18 protein-coding genes are annotated in these 20919 nt (G+C 36.7%); 7 read left to right on the forward strand and 11 right to left on the reverse strand.

The window, feature by feature from the left end:
- Window positions 1-45: 45 nt before the first annotated feature.
- The 3 genes from PMI13_RS01985 to PMI13_RS01995 all read right to left on the reverse strand — a co-directional run bounded on the left by PMI13_RS01985 (window position 46) and on the right by PMI13_RS01995 (window position 4397).
- Complete coding sequence (locus PMI13_RS01985) at window positions 46-1890, reverse strand: M1 family metallopeptidase (protein WP_007840129.1); 1845 nt, start codon at window positions 1888-1890, stop codon at window positions 46-48.
- A 204-nt stretch (window positions 1891-2094) separates the two neighbouring features.
- Window positions 2095-2565, reverse strand: coding sequence for a DinB family protein (locus tag PMI13_RS01990; RefSeq protein ID WP_007840131.1), 471 nt, complete (start codon window positions 2563-2565; stop codon window positions 2095-2097).
- Window positions 2566-2705: 140 nt separating this feature from the next.
- Entirely contained in the window at window positions 2706-4397 is a 1692-nt protein-coding gene (locus tag PMI13_RS01995) for a DUF6909 family protein (RefSeq protein WP_034669725.1), read from the reverse strand.
- A 288-nt stretch (window positions 4398-4685) separates the two neighbouring features.
- Between PMI13_RS01995 and PMI13_RS02000 the strand changes: the two genes are divergently transcribed.
- Window positions 4686-6881 (forward strand): glutamine synthetase III family protein, encoded by a 2196-nt coding sequence (locus PMI13_RS02000; RefSeq protein WP_007840140.1) that lies wholly within the window; start codon window positions 4686-4688, stop codon window positions 6879-6881.
- A gap of 474 nt (window positions 6882-7355) precedes the next feature.
- Window positions 7356-8066, forward strand: coding sequence for a C40 family peptidase (locus PMI13_RS02005; RefSeq protein ID WP_007840141.1), 711 nt, complete (start codon window positions 7356-7358; stop codon window positions 8064-8066).
- A 129-nt stretch (window positions 8067-8195) separates the two neighbouring features.
- Here the strand turns inward: PMI13_RS02005 and PMI13_RS02010 are convergent, their stop codons facing one another.
- The 6 genes from PMI13_RS02010 to PMI13_RS02035 form a co-directional block, all read right to left on the reverse strand.
- The gene (locus PMI13_RS02010; protein WP_007840142.1) at window positions 8196-8777 is read right to left on the reverse strand and encodes a pentapeptide repeat-containing protein; all 582 of its coding nucleotides are present in this window, start codon (window positions 8775-8777) and stop codon (window positions 8196-8198) included.
- 101 nt (window positions 8778-8878) lie between these two features.
- The gene (gene rodA, locus PMI13_RS02015; protein WP_007840143.1) at window positions 8879-10108 is read right to left on the reverse strand and encodes a rod shape-determining protein RodA; all 1230 of its coding nucleotides are present in this window, start codon (window positions 10106-10108) and stop codon (window positions 8879-8881) included.
- Window positions 10105-12135, reverse strand: coding sequence for a peptidoglycan D,D-transpeptidase FtsI family protein (locus tag PMI13_RS02020; RefSeq protein ID WP_007840144.1), 2031 nt, complete (start codon window positions 12133-12135; stop codon window positions 10105-10107). The genes rodA and PMI13_RS02020 overlap by 4 nt, the downstream gene beginning before the upstream one ends.
- Window positions 12132-12638: a hypothetical protein gene (locus PMI13_RS02025; protein WP_007840145.1), complete on the reverse strand. Its 507-nt coding sequence runs from the start codon at window positions 12636-12638 to the stop codon at window positions 12132-12134. The genes PMI13_RS02020 and PMI13_RS02025 overlap by 4 nt, the downstream gene beginning before the upstream one ends.
- Entirely contained in the window at window positions 12631-13485 is an 855-nt protein-coding gene (gene mreC / locus PMI13_RS02030) for a rod shape-determining protein MreC (protein ID WP_034669723.1), read from the reverse strand. The genes PMI13_RS02025 and mreC overlap by 8 nt, the downstream gene beginning before the upstream one ends.
- Before the next feature lie 28 nt (window positions 13486-13513).
- Window positions 13514-14539, reverse strand: coding sequence for a rod shape-determining protein (locus tag PMI13_RS02035; RefSeq protein WP_007840147.1), 1026 nt, complete (start codon window positions 14537-14539; stop codon window positions 13514-13516).
- Between the two features lie 356 nt (window positions 14540-14895).
- Here PMI13_RS02035 and hemA point away from each other — a divergent pair, with 356 nt between their 5' ends.
- The 4 genes from hemA to hemE are packed head-to-tail and all read left to right on the forward strand — an operon-like array spanning window position 14896 to window position 18867.
- Window positions 14896-16170, forward strand: coding sequence for a glutamyl-tRNA reductase (gene hemA / locus PMI13_RS02040; protein WP_007840149.1), 1275 nt, complete (start codon window positions 14896-14898; stop codon window positions 16168-16170).
- The gene (gene hemC, locus PMI13_RS02045) at window positions 16157-17065 is read left to right on the forward strand and encodes a hydroxymethylbilane synthase (protein WP_007840151.1); all 909 of its coding nucleotides are present in this window, start codon (window positions 16157-16159) and stop codon (window positions 17063-17065) included. The genes hemA and hemC overlap by 14 nt, the downstream gene beginning before the upstream one ends.
- A 35-nt stretch (window positions 17066-17100) precedes the next feature.
- Window positions 17101-17781 (forward strand): uroporphyrinogen-III synthase, encoded by a 681-nt coding sequence (locus PMI13_RS02050; RefSeq protein WP_007840153.1) that lies wholly within the window; start codon window positions 17101-17103, stop codon window positions 17779-17781.
- 48 nt (window positions 17782-17829) lie between these two features.
- A complete protein-coding gene (hemE, locus tag PMI13_RS02055) occupies window positions 17830-18867 on the forward strand; it encodes a uroporphyrinogen decarboxylase (protein WP_007840154.1) in 1038 nt (345 codons plus the stop codon).
- A 50-nt stretch (window positions 18868-18917) separates the two neighbouring features.
- Here the strand turns inward: hemE and PMI13_RS02060 are convergent, their stop codons facing one another.
- Window positions 18918-19550 (reverse strand): NAD(P)H-dependent oxidoreductase, encoded by a 633-nt coding sequence (locus PMI13_RS02060; protein ID WP_007840155.1) that lies wholly within the window; start codon window positions 19548-19550, stop codon window positions 18918-18920.
- Window positions 19551-19712: 162 nt separating this feature from the next.
- Window positions 19713-20537 carry a T9SS-dependent choice-of-anchor J family protein gene (locus PMI13_RS02065; protein ID WP_007840156.1) on the reverse strand — a complete coding sequence of 275 codons (825 nt, stop codon included), beginning with the start codon at window positions 20535-20537 and terminating at the stop codon, window positions 19713-19715.
- 188 nt (window positions 20538-20725) lie between these two features.
- Here PMI13_RS02065 and PMI13_RS02070 point away from each other — a divergent pair, with 188 nt between their 5' ends.
- A complete protein-coding gene (locus tag PMI13_RS02070) occupies window positions 20726-20866 on the forward strand; it encodes a hypothetical protein (protein ID WP_007840157.1) in 141 nt (46 codons plus the stop codon).
- Window positions 20867-20919 lie beyond the last annotated feature (53 nt).

Below are 20919 nucleotides of genomic sequence, written 5' to 3' on the forward strand. Positions count from 1 at the left end.
TTCAATATTATAAAAAGGGAGGCTGCTTTTAACAACCTCCTTTATTTATTTTATTTCCACAAAATTATTTTCCATATTCACATCTGCTATTCTCTGACTGAAATCTATTCCTAAAACGGACAGTTGAGATTTGGTATAAGGAACTGTTAAAGTATACTCTTTCTGTGTCCATGGCCAGTAAGGCATTGTTTTGAATTCTCCGTAAGCATCTTTTTCTTTCCAGGTATGGGTAAGACTGGTCGGGATTTGATAGGTAACGATCTTTTTATCAGTTGTCATCAGACTAAAATCAACAGGCATCGGAACCTGCCCGTTATTCACCAGCGTAATAATGGTGGATTTCGTATCGTATTTTATATCTTTAATCCCGTAATCAATCGTTTTCGTTGTATTGATCCAGTAATTCTGGAACCATTTCAGATCCATACCCGAAACCTTCTGGGCAATATGAAGAAAATCCCTGTCTGAAGGATGTTTCATACTCCATTGATCATAATATTGCTTTAAAGTTTCTGCTAAATTCTGTTCCCCCATAATGTAACCCAGCTCTACCAAATACAGCTCACCTTTCACATAAGAGGCATAGGTATAAGAGCTTCCGTTATCATGATGGTCACCTAACCAGACAGCAGGCTCTTCAATTCCTTTTTTAATAAAGTTTCTGTATGCATCTAAAGTATTGGCAAAAGGGTTCGGAAGCTGATCTGCCGGCGGAAATAACTGATTCATTACATAGCCCTCAGCATAACTTGTAAAACCTTCATCCATCCATGGACGCATGCTTTCGTTTGTAGCCAGCATCTGCTGGTACCATGAATGTGATCCTTCGTGAGCCATTAGCCCCATCAGGCCTTCAATATTTTTAGCTTCTCCCAAAATCATTGTACACATTCCATACTCCATTCCGCCATCACCTCCTTGTATAAAAGCATAGGAAGGATAAACATATTTTCCGAAGTGAGCATTCATGATCTGGAAATATTTCGTAACATAAGGCTGAGCTTCTTCCCAGACTTTCGTTTTATCATTGTTCTGATAAACGAGATATACTTTCGGGCCCTCCGGAACATCGAAGCTTTTTACTACATAATCCTTATCAGCACTCCACGCAAAATCAAGCATATTTTTAGCAGACCATTTCCAGGTTACTTTTTTATCTTTTCCTGCTTTTATTTTTGCATTGGTGTCATAGCCCTTTACATCGGCTGGGTTTTCAAGGATTCCGCCGGCACCAATGACATAGTCTTTATTAATTTTAATCGTCACATCAAAATCTGAAAACGGGGCATGAAATTCTCTTCCGATATAATCGAAGGTTGCCCATCCGTCATAATCATATTCCGCAATTTTAGGATACCATTGCGTCATCGTCATATCTACACCTTCCCTGTTATTTCTTCCGCTTCTGCGGATCTGCTGAGGAATTACCGCGTCCCAATCCATTGTGAATGTCGTTGTTGAATTTGGTTTAATCGGTTCATTCAAATAAACCTTCATAATGGTTTCCTGAACTTCAAACTTCAGGTCTTTCCCGTTTTGTTTGATCCAGTGAATATTCTGTGCTCCTTCCTGATCTTTCGGGATCGAAGCTAATCTTGAAATTCCATCTTTTTGCAATCTTGAATCACCGTTTTTACCTTGAGCCGCCACTCTCTGATCCATCATTGAATTGGACTTAAATGCATTCCAGTATAAATGGAAATACACTACATTCAGCTCATCCGGAGAGTTATTGGTATATTCTAATGTTTGATTTCCCTGATAGGTAAATTTTTCTGCATTAACATCAATATCCATTTTGTATTTCGCAGCCTGCTGATAATAAGGAGCTTGCTGGGCCTGAAATTGTGAAATGATAAGTGCAAACAGGATTGCAACCGATTTTTTCATTTAAAATTTATTTTTTTAAAGGTAGGTAATTTATATAAAACCTTAAAATAAGGAGCTTTCCTGAAAGATTTTCAGTTAATTTATTCTCTTTTCACAGATTTGGTGAGTCATGCAGATTTTTTTAAACACCATCTGTAAAGATCTGTGTAAGCTGTGGTAAATAGAAAAACCAAGAACCTCTGCAAAATCAGATGAGGTTCAAGATTATTGATCTGTCAACATTTTTTTAATTAAAGTGATCTGCCCCAGATGATAATAACTGTGCTCAATCATTCCCTCAATATTTCTTAAGTATGTGCCATATTTTTCGTCTACAAAAACTTCATTGAGTTTAGAATCCGGCATTTGTTCTAATAAGGAGGCAAACTTTTCAGAATCCAACCATAATGTATCCAGCAATTCCTCCCATTGCTCCTGAGACTCGATTGGTGGAAGCTCAAAGCTGTATTTGTCTTTTATTTCCAGATCACCACCTTCAAAAACATTCACTAAGCCTGCAATATAGTAACCGATGTGAAAAGTAAGCATTGCAATGGTATTCAAAGAATCAACTCTTGCTGTTGCCTGCTGCCAGGTTACGTCTGAAAGTTTGTCTTTAAAATTGGTATTCGCAATCCAGAATCCGTCAAGCAATACTTCTCTGAATCTTTTTGCTAATTGTGAAACTGAACTCATTGGATAAGATTTTATGATTCTTAAAGATAGGTAATTTTAATTTTTTGACCTCGTTGATGAGATTTTTTAAACACAAATATCACAAATGAAAAGCCTCAAGTGCAGAACACCTGAGGCTTATATTGAATTGAATAATCAGATTATTTTTTAGCAGAAGCTTCTTTATTCCCGCTGTGTAAAATCTTTTCGAGGATTTTTAACGTGATCAGATAGGTTGGTTTTACACCTGTAAGCCCTAAACCTCCTGAAGAAAGTGTACTTCCCGTTTCCAAAGGATTATCAGAAGCATAATATGCATAGCAAACAAATAGATCCGGAGAAATATGATGCCTGATTTTAGACGCTACCTGAATGGCTTTTTGATAATGAGCTCCTTCCATTTCAAGTCCGATGGCTTTCCATGAAGTATTCATAAAGTAGGATAAAATATCCCTGTTTTGAAGTGAAGTTCCCAAAACAGTAATCATCGATCCTTCAAAAGCTTTCAGTTCATCATCATTAAAATCTTCCAGCTTCAAAGCATTTTCAAATGGATAGTTATCCGCAGTTCCTTCAAAAATATGAGAGGTAGGAATCATGATATCTCCTTTTTCTCCTGTAAGAATTCCTGCTTTACCCATTATTGAAACAGATTTTACCTTCATCATATACACCTCTCCTTTATGTTCGAAGGGTCTCAGCAATTCATCCATAACCTCAAAAGCCTGTTCTCCGAAAGCATAGTCAAAAACCATGACCACATCGTCTCCCCCAAATTTTATATTCCCAAATGGTGTATTTTTAAGATCTGTCTTGCTTAAATCAATGATCTGGACGTCAATATTACTTCCGCTTTTATCATCAATATAAATAAGGCCCTGGTCTAAAGCATATTTAGAAACCTTATCACGAAGCTCTTTTTTATCAGAAATATCTCCATATAGCTTATAATCTACTTCTTTATGCCCTTTTTTCTTTAAGGCATCATTGGCATACAGCATATTTTTCACGGAATGCATATTGGCTGAAATAATATGTAACGAACGCATGTGAAGATCGTTTTCAAATAAAACCTCTTTCACTTTATTAGCCCATTTCTCTCCGAAATAATGGTGTCCTACCCTTTCCTTTAAAATAGCACTGAAATGAATTTCTCTTTCTCTGCTTTGTTTGGCATCTTCTAAGCTTACTTTTCCCAGATTGTAGATGATTTTAAACAAACGGTCCGGATTGCTGTCATCTCCAAAAGTATTATAAGCTCTCAATGTCTCATCAAAAGTTCTACCTATTAAAGAAGAAAGGTGAATAAGGGCAACTTCTTTTTCTTTTCTGCTATATTTTTTTTCACCTTTTACTACTTCTTCAATAATTTTAAAAGCACGTGTCGGTTTCCAGTTTTCATCCTGAATGAATGCCAGATTACGGATTTTATCTGCTTCTATAAATAAGAATGTTAAGTGGGTAAGAATATCATAAATTTCAGAACGTCCCAGAAGAACTTCAATATTCATCTGATGCTCGTCTATCCTGTAACAGTTTCTTCTTCTCTTTTTGGGAACAATAGGTTCGAAACTTCCTTTATCAAAACCCTCATCTGAAGTAAGATGAATAAAAGCGCATTCTTCAATTCCCTCCGGAAGCCTGTCTAAGACATACATCAGCCCATCCAGCTCCAACTTATTAGGAACATTCATAGTCCCGTAAATTTCAGGATTGATTGTTTTCAGCAAGCTTCTGATACTCTCTCCCGAAACACCGGCAGGTTTAAAAAAACCTCTGTAAAAGAGGTGTCTCATAGAAATATACAATCTTTCAATTGCTTCCGTTGTTTCTCTTGCTCTAGAATTTGTCATAAAATAAATTTCACACAAATATACAAAATCTCCGCCCAACTTATTTTAAGTATCTTTTAATAAGGGGTTTAATATTGTTGTGTTTTTGTAAAAAGTAAAATGTATAATGATGAAACATTCCTTTTCGGAATATTGAGCTTCAAACCTTAAATTTAAAAATACCCTCTTCTAAAAAACTAAATAATTGTTTAAAAATTATAATTTTCAAAATGACCCCTAAAAAATATAGGGTAAAAATATTTTCAATCCATTTTTTTTGTAAATTTGCCCCGTAAAATTAACCTCATTATGTCAACTTTAAGATTCAAAGCGTTAGAAACCTTACCATTTAAGGACTTCAGAAGAGATAATTCTGTTGAAGTTCCTGCAAAACTGTCAGAATTATTCTGTCAAAATGTTTTCTCAGAAGAAACTATGAGAGAATATTTAACGAAAGAAGCATTTACTTCTATATTAGATGCAATTAAGAAAGGAACTAAAATCCAGAGACACATTGCTGACCAGGTTGCTGTAGCTATGAAAGACTGGGCGATGAGCAAAGGGGCAACCCACTATACTCACTGGTTCCAGCCATTGACAGGGACAACTGCTGAAAAGCATGATTCTTTTTTCACCCCTATCGAAGGCGGCAGAGCCATCGAAAGATTCAGCGGAAACTTACTGATCCAGCAGGAGCCGGATGCATCTTCTTTCCCGAACGGTGGTATCAGAAACACTTTCGAAGCAAGAGGTTATACAGCATGGGATCCTACTTCCCCGGCGTTCATTATGGGAACTACACTTTGTATTCCATCTATCTTTATCTCTTATACCGGAGAAACTTTAGATTATAAAGCACCTTTGTTGAGAGCATTGAACGCTGTAGACGAAGCTGCAACGAACGTAATGCAGTATTTTGACAAAAACGTAACAAAAGTAACTCCTACTTTAGGTTGGGAACAAGAATATTTCCTGGTTGATTCGGCATTGTATCAATCTCGTCCGGATTTAGTATTAACCGGTAAAACTTTATTGGGACACTCTCCTGCAAAAGGACAACAGCTGGATGATCATTATTTCGGATCTATTCCTACAAGGGTAATGAACTTCATGAAAGAGCTGGAAATCGAGTGTATGAAATTGGGTATCCCGGTAACAACAAGACATAATGAGGTGGCTCCGAACCAATTTGAGCTGGCTCCGATGTTTGAAGAAGTAAACGTAGCTGTAGACCACAACTCTTTATTGATGGACATTATGGCAAGAGTAGCTCACAAACACCATTTCCACATTTTATTCCACGAAAAACCATTCGCCGGGGTAAACGGAAGCGGAAAGCACAACAACTGGTCTTTAGCTACTGATACCGGAGAAAACTTATTAAGCCCGGGAAAAAACCCTAAGAAAAACTTACAGTTCTTAACATTCTTCGTGAATACGATTAAAGCGGTTCACGAATATGCAGACCTTTTAAGGGCAAGTATCGCTTCTGCAAGTAATGATCACCGATTGGGTGCCAACGAAGCCCCACCGGCAATTATTTCTGTGTTCATTGGAAGCCAGTTGTTCAGAGTGTTGGAAGAGCTTGAAAAAGTGACTAACGGAAAATTATCTCCGGAAGAAAAAACTGAATTAAAGCTGAATGTGGTTGGAAAGATTCCTGAAATCCTTTTAGATAACACAGATAGAAACAGAACTTCCCCGTTTGCATTTACAGGAAATAAATTTGAAATCAGAGCAGTAGGTTCTTCTGCAAACTGTGCAGAATCCATGACGGTAATGAACACGATTGCAGCAAAACAATTGAGTGATTTCAAAAAAGAAGTTGATACTCTTATCGAAACCGGACTGAAGAAAGATGAAGCAATCTTCAACGTGTTAAGAGAATACATCAAACAGTGTAAAAACATTATGTTTGAAGGAGACGGATATTCTGATGACTGGGCAAAAGAAGCTAAGAAAAGAGGATTGAACAACTTAAAAACCACTCCTGAAGCTTTGAAACAGGAGATGGATAAGAAGTTTTTAGCTTTATATGAAGAAGTAGGTGTTTTCACCCACAGAGAAGTTGAAGCAAGAAACGAAATCAAGCTTGAAAAATACTCTACCGTAATTGATATTGAAGCAAGAGTTTTAAGTGATATCGCAAGAAACCATATCATTCCTTCTGCTTTAAATTATCAGAACAGGTTAATTGAAAACGTAAAAGGTCTTAAGGAAATTTTCGGAGACAAAGAATTTAAAACATTAGCGAAAGAACAGATGAGTTTAATTACTCACATTTCTGAAAATGTTTCTAAAATCAAATTAGGCGTTGAAGATCTTATTAAAGCAAGAGAAGCTGCAAAAGCAGTATCAAACAGTCAAAAGCAGGCAGAAGATTACTGCAACAAAGTAAAACCTTTATTCGATGTGATCAGAGAAGCTTCTGATGATCTTGAAATGATGGTTGATGATGAGCTTTGGCCGATGACCAAATATAGAGAAATGTTATTTACAAAATAACATCTGTAAAGTTCCATATTAGTTTAAACTCCTCGTATTTTCCGGGGAGTTTTTTTATAGGTCTGGCTGGTTTCAGTTCAGTAAATTATGAACTGTTATATTTTCATTCCCGATCATGCTGTATAAACGAAAACCATGACAAACTATTATAAAAATAAGCCATTGAAACAGAAAAGATTTTAAGGTGTTATTAAGAAAATAGCCGGTCTGTTTTTTATATAAAAAATTAAAAAAGCCTTTATATATAGGAAAGTGGAATTATTTTGTTAAAAAATCTTAATAAAAAAAACCGCACATTCACCAAAAATGGGACGTTGCGGTTTGTTTTTCTTTAACATACTCAAATAATGTGTTAAAATATGTTAAAACAAGAACCTGACATTAATCATATCTAAGCTCTTTTGACCGGAATCTTTACTTTTGTAATGCTTTTGGAAATAAATATTCCTTTTTAACACGGATAATCAAATATATATGAAGAAAAGAGTTTTGTTTTATTTAGTTGCTTTAGTTTCTACAGTTTCTTTACAATCTTGCGTTACAAATTACGTAGTCTCAAAACCAGCAACTTACTCCAAAGAATACAAAACAGATGCCAAACTAGCTTCTATTGATACCAAGAAAATGGAGCAGGATAAGCAGACATTGATCAATTCATTTCTTGCTGAAAAGGCGGCATCTATAGCCAACGCTAAAAATTCTATTAAAAATTCTCAGATTGCCAAAGCAGTCAAATACAATAAAACGATAGACAATATCTTAACTGAAGCTGAAACATACCTTGGAACTCCTTACAGATATGGAGGAATGACCAGAAACGGTATAGATTGTTCAGCTTTTGTTCTTTCTGTATTCGGAGCAGCAGCAGGGCTTAGCTTACCAAGAGTAGCAGCTTCCCAGGCTCAGGAAGGTGAAAGAATTGAAAAAGAAAACCTACAGAAAGGTGATTTGATTTTCTTTTCCCATGGAAGAAGAATTTCTCACGTAGGTATTGTAGAAAGTGTAACTGAAGATGGTGAAGTAAAATTCATTCATGCAGCCACTTCAAGAGGCGTTATGATTTCTTCGCTTAATGATTCTTATTGGGGACCAAAATACAGATTCGCAAAAAGAGTAATTAATGAAAACGGTGAATCTTATAACAATTTAGCTGCTACAACAGCAACTTCAGCAACAAGTTTTTAATTTTAAATAATTGATTTAAATAATGAAGCCATCAACTATTTGATGGCTTTTTTATTTTGATGATCTTTATTTTTTAAGCTTATTTTACAGGAAAGAATGACAGATTCTCATTACTTTTAGCTTCTCTACTTAGCTGTTTTTCTCGATTTGAATATCAAACCTATCCAAGAGCCCATGCACTTCAGAAAGTGAAAATATGGCCTTCTTTAGCCTGTTGGAGCCCGGATCTATAGAATAATTGAAAGAAGTTCTGAAATCGGCTTTTTCAAGGTTGGTATTTATAAAAATGGCACCGATCAGATCACAGTTGGTAAAACTGGCAAAAGACAAATCACTGTCCTCAAAATCCACCTCATTGAGCTTTGAATTTTTAAATACCGTTTTTTTAACAGAAGTCTTGTAAAATGTGGAATTATTAAGAAGGCATCCATCAAATTTAAATGAAAGCCCGAATTCATTACAGTCATTAAACTGTAACCCGAACATCTTGCTGTCTTTAAAACTCACCCCACGAAAAGCTGTATTTTCAAGTTTTGCCATACTTAAATTGCAACCGATGAATTCACAGTCGGTGAACTTAAATTCAGAAAGATCGAAGTATTCAAAATGACAGTTTCTGAATACACAGTTCTCATATTCTCCTTTTTCCAATGGAAACTGAACGAAATCTGTATCATTAAAATTCTGGTCTGTAATATAAGCTTCCTTCATTGTTTATTTTAGGATTTTGACTTAATGAAATGTTCTCAAATTGATTTGCAGATATCCATAATATTATCACTGCAGGCTTCTCATCACCTCCAGCTTCTTGTTTAAACCAGACTGTTTTTATCCGAATAATTCAGTTTAAAGAAAATAAAGGTCATAATAGAAAAGGCAAGCAGAGAGCTGCCCCCATAGCTGAAGAACGGCAAAGGAATACCAACTGTAGGGAAAAGCCCCATAACCATCCCTAAATTGATCGTAAAGTGCATCAGGAGAATCGATGCAAAGCAATATCCAAAAACACGGTTAAAAGTAGATTTCTGCTTTTCTGCGAGGTAATAAATCCTGCCGATGAAAATCATGTAGCATATTATGAGCATGACACTGCCTATAAATCCCCATTCTTCGCCTACCGTACAGAAAATATAATCGGTTTCCTGCTCAGGAACAAATTTTCCCTGGGTCACCGAACCTTCACGGTATCCCTTCCCTAAAAGGCCACCGGATCCGATGGCTGTTTTAGAGTATAATAAATTATATCCCGAAGTATCCCTGAATGCTTTTTCTCCCTTATAAAGAACTTCAATTCTTTCTCTCTGGTGCTTGGGGAGTTTTTCTAAAATATAGGGTGATGCAAAAGCCAACCCGCATAAAAGAAGAATTGATCCTACAATACTGGAAATAGAAATAACATCCCAGGACATCTTATGATAATTCATGGCTATTAAAACTCCGGCAATTACAACAATAGCAATTACAATATATATAGGCGGAATTGCTAATGCTATTAAAAAAACCGCAGCAAAAATAAATCCTACTCCAAACAGGAAGCCACTTAATCCTTCCCGGTATAAGGCAATGAAAAACGCAATAAATACAAGCATTGAACCCACATCGGGAATAGCAAGTACCACAACCGCAGGAACTCCTATAATTGCAAGGGAAGTCCAGAGGGATTTTTTATTACTTAAATTAAAATCAGGCCCCGAAACATAATTGGCAAGCATAAGTGCCGTCCCTATTTTTGCAAATTCAACGGGCTGCATTGTAAAACTTCCGAATTTATACCAGTTTTTTTGACCGAGGATTTCTTTACCAAAAGGAAAAAGCCCTATCAGTAACAGAACACCTCCGATATAAATAATTCCGGACATATTCTCAAAAAACTTGCTTCGGCCGACAAAAATAACGAGCCCGACGAATAAAGAAATACAGAAAAAGATCAACTGTTTTTCACCCAGCTTCTGATCAACACTATAAATATTCGCTATCGCAAACAGGCAAAGCAGCAAGTACAAACCAAGGCCTAATTTATCTAATCCTTCTGTCCATTTCATTGCTTCCTGTTTTTTTTAGTTGATACTTCTGTGTCTATCTGTTTTTGTAACTTTTCTTTCTGTTTTTTGATGAAATCCAGGCTGTCCTGTATTTTCTTAAGCTTTAAGGAATCTGCTTTAGGCTCTACATATAAACCTTTACGTTTCAAATCTGCGACCCATTGCCTTTTATATTCAGGCATAAAACTAGCCGAGGTCATTTTTTTGTAAAGGTTCTCTCTTTTTAAATCTCCTGTAATATATTTTTCTGCAATTACCGTACTGGCCGGGCCTGCCCATGTTGCTCCAAAACCGGCATGTTCCATTACCGCTACTACCACAATTTTGGGTTTATCAGCAGGTGCAATCAATACAAAAATAGAGTTGTCTTTCCCCTGAGGAACCTGTGCTGTACCTGTTTTTGCCAATTGGGTAAAGTCGTTTGATTTTAAACCTCTTGCCGTACCTCTCAGAACCACAGCTTCCATTCCTTTCAGAACCGGCTCGAAGTGTTTGGGATCGACTAATGTTTTATGTTTCTTTTTAAATCTGGGATCCGGATTAGGTTTCCCGTCAATTGATTTTACAATATGAGGCGTGTAATACCACCCTTTATTGGCAATAGCTCCCACATAATTGGCAAGCTGAAGGGGTGTCACCATTACGTCGCCCTGTCCCATTCCGTTGAAAACCGCACCGGTAGCCAAAGCATCCCAGTTTTTATAATCTTTTTTGGAACCACTCGCCTTAAGAATGGATTTCATCCTTCTTTCATAAAATTCTCCGGATGGAATTCTTCCCTTTGCTCCCACTGCGAAATCATTATTCAAAAACTCTCCCACTCCAAAACTGCTCATGATGGCTTTCCATTCATCAACTCCTTTTGAAGGATTTCCCGGATATTTATTAAGAATAGCTAAATAGGCATAAGAAAAATAGCAGTTACTTGAAACCTGGATTGAAGGAATCAACGGTTCTGCACCACCGTGCCCTTTAATTCTTAATCCTCTGTAATTAAACCCGCCACCGCAAGGGAAAATAGTATTCTCATCCATCACACCCATCTGCATTGCAGATAAGGCAGTCAACAACTTGAAAGTGGAGCCCGGAGGATAGCCTGCCTGCAAAGATCTGTCGAATGTGGGCTTATTTTCGTAAAGGGTGTCTTTGGATAAAGCGTATAAATTTTTTGATTTGTTTGGCCCTGTAAAAAGATTCGGATCAATATCCGGACCTGTGGCTGCAACCAGAACTTCACCGTTATTCGGATCTAAAGCAACAATTGCCCCGTGTTTATTAACCAGCATTTCTTCAGCCATTCTCTGAAGATCGTAGTCAATGGTCAATGTAATGTCTTTTCCGGTCACTACATCTTTATCCAGTGCCCCGTTTTTATAGGAGCCTATATTCCGAAGCTTAATATCTTTTTGAATATACTTCATTCCCTTCACTCCGCGAAGCTCTTTCTCATAGGACTTTTCAACCCCGGTTTTTCCAATGAAGTCTCCCGGCAGATAGTATATTGAATCTTTTTTAATTTCTTTTTCGTTCACCTCACTGGTGTATCCTAAAAGGTTTCCGGAAGTAGAAACTTCATACTGACGCTGAGGCCTTGAAACAATACTGAAAGCAGGATATTTAAAGATGATTTCCTGAACCCTTGCGATATCTTCCCTGCTGAGGTCTTTGATAAACGTCATGGGAGTCAGCTTGGAATAATATTTTTCTTTCTTGATGGTATTGATCTTATTAATGAAATCGTTTTTACTGATTTTCATCAAATTACAAAATCCCAGTGTATCGAAATCAGGCTTCATTAAAGCTTGGGTAAAAGAAATTTCATAGGCAGGCTGATTACCCACCATAATTTTCCCGTTTCTATCAAAAATAACCCCTCTCTGCGGAATAATGTATTCGATTTTAATGGAAGTGTTGGCCGCGTTTAAGGCATAACGGTCTGTAAACAATTGTAAATAAGCAAGCCTTGCCACAAAAATAAGGGCAACAACAGCAAGCGCGGCAAAGATTTTTAAATAACGTGTGTTCAAACTTTTTGTTTGATTTTAAATATTAATGCGTAAATAACGATAAATATAAAGGAAATTATACTTGTTACCAACACATTAAGAAATATTTCAAAAAATCTGCTCAACTTAAAAAACTCAATATATTGTACTAAAAGCTGATGCAGAAAGATACTTGAAAAAAGAAACAGCAAAAACTGCGCCCATTGAAGGGACTGAAATGAGAAAAAGTCTGTGGAAGTATCTGTAGAAGTCCTGAAAATCAACGTTCTGAAATAGGCAATCAAAGTGGTTGCCAATGCATTGATACCCCATGAATTTAAGAATGCATCAACTGCCAGACCAATCAGGAAGCTTAATGCTAAAAATTGAAATTTATTTCTGAAGAAAGGATAAAACATAACGAATACGGGATATAGCACCGGAGTATATTTACCCAGTAAAGTGATCCTGTTCAATACAAAAATTTGCAGTGCAACAAGAAAAATCATGATCAATATATCCGTAAATAAAGTCCTGCTAATCATTTTCTTTTTTTATTACTGCCTGTAATGTATCCTGAATTTTCTGTACTTCAGCTTTCTTTAGGTTTTTAACGACAAATACTTTATTTAAAGCGCCCATCTTCTCACTCAGTTCTACTGAAATGTCCCAGAATCCTGTTTTATTGTCTACGGAATATCCCGCGATTGTTCCGATCATAACACCTTTAGGGAAAATAGCTGATTTACCGTCTGTAACAACGGTATCTCCAACTTTTAATGCAACATACTTCGGAATATCTGCCAGATGCATCACCCTCGAGTTGTCTCCGTTCCAGGTAAGTGTTCCAAAATATCCTGAGTTTTTAAGGGAAGCATTAATTCTAATCGTGCTGACACTTAAAACAGACTGAACCAAGGCATAGCTGTCTGTAGAATTAATAACGATTCCCGCGATACCTTTCGGGGCCATTACACCCATCTGAGGAAATACCCCGTCGCGTTTTCCGCGATTGATGGTAAAGTAATTATTACGTCTGTTGATACTGTTAAAAACAATTTCCCCGTCTACAAATGTATAGATCTGCCCGCCTCCTAAAGTATCGTGAACTTTTCTGAAAACAGGATTCTTCGTACCTTCTTTTCCATAAAGCTCCGTCATTAAAGCTTTATTCTGGGCAACAAGGTCTTCGTTGATCTGTTTCAGCTTAAGGTATGAAACCCCTTCATCAATATATCCGGAAATCCAGGAATTTAAAGCGGCCGATTGACCTGCAATCCAGGATTTCTGCATGGCATTTTTAGAGAATATCAGAACCAGAGCAATAATTTGCAAGAAAATAAAGAAGACAAAAAGAGCATTCTTCGAAAATAATCTCAGCAAAAATCCCATTCAGATAAAGTGTCGTAAAAAGTTAAAATTATTTTATTAAGAAATTGAATTTATCCATATTCTTAAGCGCAATACCGGTTCCACGAACGACAGCTCTTAACGGATCTTCCGCTACAAAAACAGGAAGCCCTGTCTTTTTATGAATTCTGTCTGCAAGACCTCTCAATAAAGCACCACCACCGGCAAGATAGATACCTGTCTTATAAATATCGGCAGCCAATTCCGGTGGGGTTAAAGAAAGAGTTTCCATTACGGCATCTTCAATTCTGATAATCGATTTGTCTAATGCACGGGCAATTTCTTTATAGCCTACCATGATTTCCTTCGGCTTACCGGTGATAAGGTCCCGCCCCTGTACCGGGATATCTTCAATATCAACATCTAAATCTTCAACAGCAGATCCTACTTCAATTTTCACTCTTTCAGCTGTTCTTTCACCGATGTAAAGATTATGATGCGTTCTCAGGTAATAAGCAATATCATTGGTAAATACATCACCTGCAATTTTCACAGATTTATCACAAACGATACCTCCCAATGCCACTACAGCAATTTCCGTAGTACCACCTCCTATATCAATAATCATATTTCCCTCAGGCTTCTGTACATCAATTCCAACTCCTATTGCGGCAGCCATCGGCTCATAGATCAATCTCACTTCTTTTGCATTCACTTTCTGTGCAGAATCTCTCACCGCTCTTTTTTCAACTTCTGTAATTCCTGAAGGAATACAGATTACGATTCTTAAAGCCGGTTGGATAAATTTCCCCTTAATCCCGGGGATTTTTTTGATAAACTCTTTGATCATATGCTCAGAAGCATGAAAATCTGCAATTACTCCATCTTTTAACGGACGAATTGTTTTGATATCTTCATGAGTTTTCCCCTGCATGTGTTTTGCCTGCTCTCCTACCGCGATCGGCCTTCCCGTAGAACGTTCAATTGCAACAATTGACGGCTGATCTATAACAATCTTGTTATTATGGATGATAAGCGTGTTTGCAGTTCCAAGGTCTATCGCAATTTCTTGCGTAAACATATCGAATAAACTCATATTTTTCTTCTGATTTTAAGATTACAAAGATATAAATTTAAGGCTACGAATGAAATTTGGCAAGCATATAATTTGGTTAAAATTTTATTAAAATTTTATTTTTTTTACTAACTTTTGTTTTTCTTACTTAAAGAGGCCTCTTAAAGCAAGCTTTGATTTTTTTGTAAAGTGTAAAAAATAAAATATGTTCAGGATAAACATTTGTCTTTCAACAACCCGTACCCCGAATCAAAAGCTTCTTTTCACCGATAGCGATCAAGCCTCAGCTACCGGATCCAAAATAGTTTTTTACGATAACAATCATATACATTATCAGAAAATGTTTAATTAAAAAAAACGTAAATTTGCTCCTGCTTATGTTACAGTATTCCAATATACATCAAACATCAAATTTCGCCGTACTTTCTATAAGCTATGAAAAGGCTGATGGAGAGACGCGGGGAAAGTTTGCGTTTTTTGATGAAAATATAAAAAATTTTGTTACCCGGATTCATGATGAAAATCTTGGAGATGCCTTTGTGGTTTCCACTTGTAACAGAACCGAAATTTACACTACCTCTCCCAACTATCTTCTGATAGCGGAAGAATATTGTAAAACAATCGGGGTGCATCTTACTGATTTTCTTCAGTATGCCAATATTCTGACCAAAGAAGAAGCATTAATCCATTTATTCAGAGTAGCTGCCGGTCTGGAAAGCCAGATCATTGGGGACTTTGAAATCATCGGACAAATTAAAAAAGCATATGCCCGTTTCAAAAAGGAAAGACAAAACTCCAACCCATATCTGGAAAGATCGATCAATTCTGCGATTCAGATTTCAAAAAGAATTAAAAATGAAACCGGTATTTCCAATGGGGCTGCATCTGTCTCCTATGCTGCCGTTCATTATATCCTTAACAGCCAGAAAAGAATTGCTGAAAAAAACATCCTGCTTTTAGGCGTTGGAGAGATCGGACAAAACACAGTAGAAAACCTGGTAAAGCATGTTTACCAGCCTAAGATAAAAATAACGAACAGAACCCAGGAGAAAGCTGAAAAGATTTCCCAGAAATATAATATTCCTCATGTTGATTATTCTGATTTTGACAAGGAATTAAAAAATACAGACATCCTTATCGTGGCAACAGGAGCAAAACATCCTATTGTAAACACTTCTCATTTCCCGAACGGAAAGGAAACCTTAATTATTGACCTTTCTATTCCTCATAATGTTGAAAAAGATGTCACCAACAATCAAAATGTAACGCTTGTTGATGTCGATGAACTTTCAAAACAGATTCAGGAGACGATTCAGCAAAGGGAAAAAGAAATTCCGAAAGCTGAAAAAATCATCAAGGAAATGACCAAAGATTTTCTTGAGTGGGAAAAGAAAAGAAGGCTGGCTCCCAACATTCATCATTTCAAAGCGGTTTTAAAAAATATGGAACGTAATGAAATGCACCAGTTTTACAGAAAAAACAAATACATCAATGTCAATGATATGGAGCTTTCTGATAAGATGATTCAGAAAATTACCAATCGTTTTGCAAAATACATCATCGATAATCCTTTGAAAGCCGAAGAAATTAGTAAATTAATGCACGAAATATTAGTTGAACAACCAAACAACGAATTCAATGACAAGCATTAGAATAGGAACAAGGAATTCCGCACTTGCTCTTTGGCAGGCAAGAGAAGTTGCAAGACACTTGCAGAACAATAACTATATGACTGAGATTACACCTATCATTTCATCCGGTGATAAAAATCTTAGTCAGCCTCTTTATTCCTTAGGGATCACCGGTGTCTTTACAAGAGACCTTGATACGGCATTATTGAATGATGAAATTGATATTGCAGTACATTCTTTAAAAGATGTACCCACCCGGTTACCGGAAAATATCGAGCTCATTGCTTATCTGGAAAGAGATTATCCTCAGGACATCCTGATCAGAAAAGAATCAGCTAAGGACAAAGAATTCCACGAGCTAAAGCTTGCAACCAGCAGCCTTAGAAGAAGGGCCTTCTGGCTGAGACATTATCCTGAGGCTTCATTTTCCGATATTCGTGGAAATATCCAGACACGTCTTCAAAAACTCGAAGATCAGGACTTTGATGCCACAATTCTGTCTCTGGCTGGCATCAAAAGAATGAAAATGGACATCGGCTACGAAATGTTGCCTTTAATGATTCCTGCTCCATCACAGGGCGTAATTGCCGTTGCAGGGCATTCTGATAAAAAAGAGATCAACGAAATTGTAAGCAGGATTAATCATAAGAATACACAGATTTGTGTAGATATTGAGAGAAACTTTTTAAGGACTCTTGAAGGTGGCTGTACAGCACCTATCGGAGCTTTCGCTGAAATTTTTGATGATCAGATCCGTTTTAAGGCAGCACTTTGTTCGCTTGACGGTAAAAACTGTATCGCTACAGATGAAAATTTCATCTACAATGATTCCGAAAATTTTGGAGAAAAGTTTGCAAAAATTGTTCTTGAAAACGGCGGAAAAGAATTAATGGCAGAAATTAAGAATCTGCTGTAAAATTTCACTCCTTTTTATCTCATCTGTTGAATGTCATGAATATCTTATTTACCAAAAATATAGACCCATCTGTTTTATCCAAAGAATTAGGGGAGCATATTGCGGTTAATTGTATTGAAGTAATTAAGACTTCTCCTATTAAAGTAAATCCTTTTGACCTAAAGGACTATTCTTTAATCTTTACAAGTGTCAACGGAGTAACTTCTTTTTTTCAAAATCATTTCAAACCCAATGAAGATTTCACTGCCAGGAATTACAACAAAATCTATTGTGTAGGGGAAAAGACAAAAAAAGAATTAAGAAAATACGGTTTCGGAACTTTTAAGGTTCTGAAAAATGCAGAAACTCTTTCAAGATTTATCATCGGAAGCTGTTCGCAGGAAAAATTCCTGCATTTCTGCGGAAACCTGGCAATCGATGTACTGGATAGTGATCTGCCATTGCAGAATATCAAATACAAAAAAATAACAGTTTATCATACGGAGGAAATCAATCCTTTAATAACTGAAAAATATCATGCCGTAGTTTTTTTCAGTCCGAGTGGAGTTCGTAGTTTTGCAAAACAGAATTCACTGGAAGATATAATGATATTTTCTATTGGAGAAACCACATCCAATGAGTTGAAAAAATACACTTCCCATCCTATTTTTACCTCAGAAGGAAATAATATGAAGACTGTCCTGGAGTTGATACAAAAGAAAATGATCAGCCAATAAAGCACTTATTGCCGGAAGTAATATGGCAGTATTAGTTTAAAATAAATTATGATTAAAAACGACCTTTATCTAAAAGCTCTTCGCGGAGAAACAGTGGAAAGACCACCGGTATGGATGATGAGACAAGCCGGCAGATACCTTCCGGAATTCATTGCTCTTCGTGATCAATATGATTTCTTTACAAGATGCCAGACTCCTGAGTTGGCTGCTGAAATAACTGTACAGCCGATCAGAAGATTTCCGTTGGATGCTGCGATCTTATTTTCTGATATTCTTGTAGTCCCTCAGGCTATGGGAATTGATTTTAAAATGAAGGAATCAGTAGGGCCATGGCTGCATACACCGATCAGAACAATGGAACAGGTTCAGAATATTGAAGTTCCCAATGTTGATGATACTTTAGGATATGTTTTCGATGCCATCGAGCTTACTCTTCTTAAATTAGATAATGAAATTCCATTGATCGGCTTTGCAGGCTCACCCTGGACAATTCTTTGCTATTGTATAGAAGGAAAAGGAAGTAAGGCTTTTGATATTGCCAAATCGTTCTGTTTCCAACAGCCGGAAGCGGCTCATCTACTACTTCAGAAAATTACAGATACAACGATTGCTTATCTGAAAAGAAAAGTAGAAAAAGGCGTTTCTGCAGTACAGATTTTCGATTCATGGGGCGGAATGCTTTCCCCTGATGATTATCAGGAATTCTCATGGAAATATATCAACCAGATTGTCGAAGCATTAAGCCCTCTTACTCATGTGGTGGTCTTCGGAAAAGGATGCTGGTTTGCATTGGAAGAAATGACAATGTCTAAAGCATCAGCACTGGGAGTTGACTGGACAATCAAACCTGAATTTGCAAGGACTCTGACGAATCATACGATGACTCTTCAAGGGAATTTTGATCCGGCAAGACTGCACTCGAAACCCGAAACCATTAAGAAAATGGTGAATGAAATGATCAACCGTTTCGGAAAAGACAGGTATATTGCTAATCTTGGCCATGGAATTTTACCAAACATTCCGCTGGAAAATGCAGAAGCCTTTATCAGAGCTGTGGTAGACTGGAAGCCCAGCCCTGACCTTTAATATCATATAAAAGCCCTTTCGATAAAAAGGGCTTTTTCTATGAGAAAAAATTAGTTGACTTCGGTAATGAAATCTTCTTTTGGTTTTCTTATTTTGGTCAGGTTCACCAACCAGTCATTATTGGCATCTCTGTACCCTAATGGCAAAAGTAAGACACTTTTTAGACCCTTCTCCTTTAAATTCAGGATCTTGTCCACCTCTTCCGGTGAAAATCCTTCCATCGGTGTTGAATCTACCCCTTCAAATGCTGCTGCAATAATAGCTGCACTGAAAGAAATATAAGCCTGTTTTGCCGCATGGGTAAAGTTCTCTTCCGCTGTTCTCGGCGGATAAGTACTTAACAGATACTGTCGATAATTTTCCCAGCCTTCATTTTTGAATCCTCTGATCTCATTGGTAAGATCAAACATAGTATTGATTCTTTCTTCAGTATAGTTATCCCAAGCTGCAAACACTAAAAGATGCGAACAATCGGTGATCTGTGGCTGATCCCACGCTACCGGCTTTATTTTCTCTTTTATTTCCTGATTGGTGATTACAATGATCTCGAAAGGCTGCAACCCGCTGGAAGTAGGTGCTAATCTTGCCGCTTCCAATATTTTATCCACTTTTTCCTGTGGTATTTTCTGACCGTTCATTGCTTTGGTAGCAAATCTCCAGTTTAATTTTTCCAATAAATCCATAAATTAAATTTAGATAAACAAAATTACTTCAATACCCGGAAATAAACACATTGAAAAAGCTATTTGAAGCATTGTCAAAATCTATTAATTTATCTAACAACTAAAATTTTAGTTTATCTTTTACATTAAAACCTTTCGAAAATGGATCAGAGGATTCTAAGTTTATTCTTTTATTATTTTTTTCTTTATGGCATCTTTATCTTCATTGATGGTCATTATGTAGGTTCCCCTCGGAAGATCAGATAAATCATAGGACTCCAGCTTCTTATCAAAGGTCTTTATGGTTTTTCCGGACATATCAATAATACTTACTTTTCCTATCTTATTTTGATGATCGGATGTAATGAAAACATTATCTTTTACAGGATTCGGATATACCTTCACTTTACCGGCAACAGAAATCTCCGAAGTCCCCAGAGTCCCACCACTTGTGATCAGTAAGTCGTCCACAACAATACCATAAGAATAATCCCCTGCATCATCGTAAACAAATCTTAGCTGGAAATTGGCATTGGCGTAGGGTGTCAGATCAATATCCGCAGCGATTTCATAAGTGGTCACCACATATGAAAATGTGTTAAAATCAATATCCCAGACTCCTTTATCACCAGAAGACATAAATATCTGTACCCATACTGTCCCGTTGAATGCTTCAACTTTCAGAATAGAATCAAGGTCATATGTTTTATTGGCATATTTAAATGAAAGCTTGGGAGCTGAGACCCCGGTAAGATTGATGACAGGTGAAATCAATCTGGCATTGGTATTTATACTTGTCGGTCCGGCGGCATCATCATCAAAAAAAGCGGCTCCACTGGGAAAGGAAGCAAAACCGTTCTGAGTTCCCACTCCCCAGTTATAAGATGTATCCGGATTATCTGCTGCCCACCCTGCCGGGAGTGTACTACCACTGTTAAAGTCTTCTGAAAAGACCTGTGCGTTGCATATTACACATATGGATAAAAAGAATAAAAATAACTTTTTCATAATATAATATTTAATGTTTATATAAATTTAATGAATTATTTACTACAAACACAATATTGCACCTGAAATCCAACATCTTACAAAATCATATACATATTATGTTGATGAAAGTAAAATACGACTGATCATTCAGCTTTTGCATTCATTATGTTTTTATCTTTAGGCTCTAACCTTTTAAATCAAATCATATGAAAAAGTTATGTAAAGAAAGAATGAAAAAAATTATGGCCGGTGGCCAGGTCTGCAATGAATGTGCAGATGAACATGTTCAATGTTTTATTGAAGGGAAATACTATTGTGTTCCCCAGGGAATGCACCAGTTCCAGTAATAAAAAAGAGGCTGTCTCAAAAGGGGCAGTCTTTTTTCTGTCTCAAAATTTGT

This window comes from Chryseobacterium populi (assembly GCF_000282115.1).
Classification (GTDB): domain Bacteria; phylum Bacteroidota; class Bacteroidia; order Flavobacteriales; family Weeksellaceae; genus Chryseobacterium; species Chryseobacterium populi.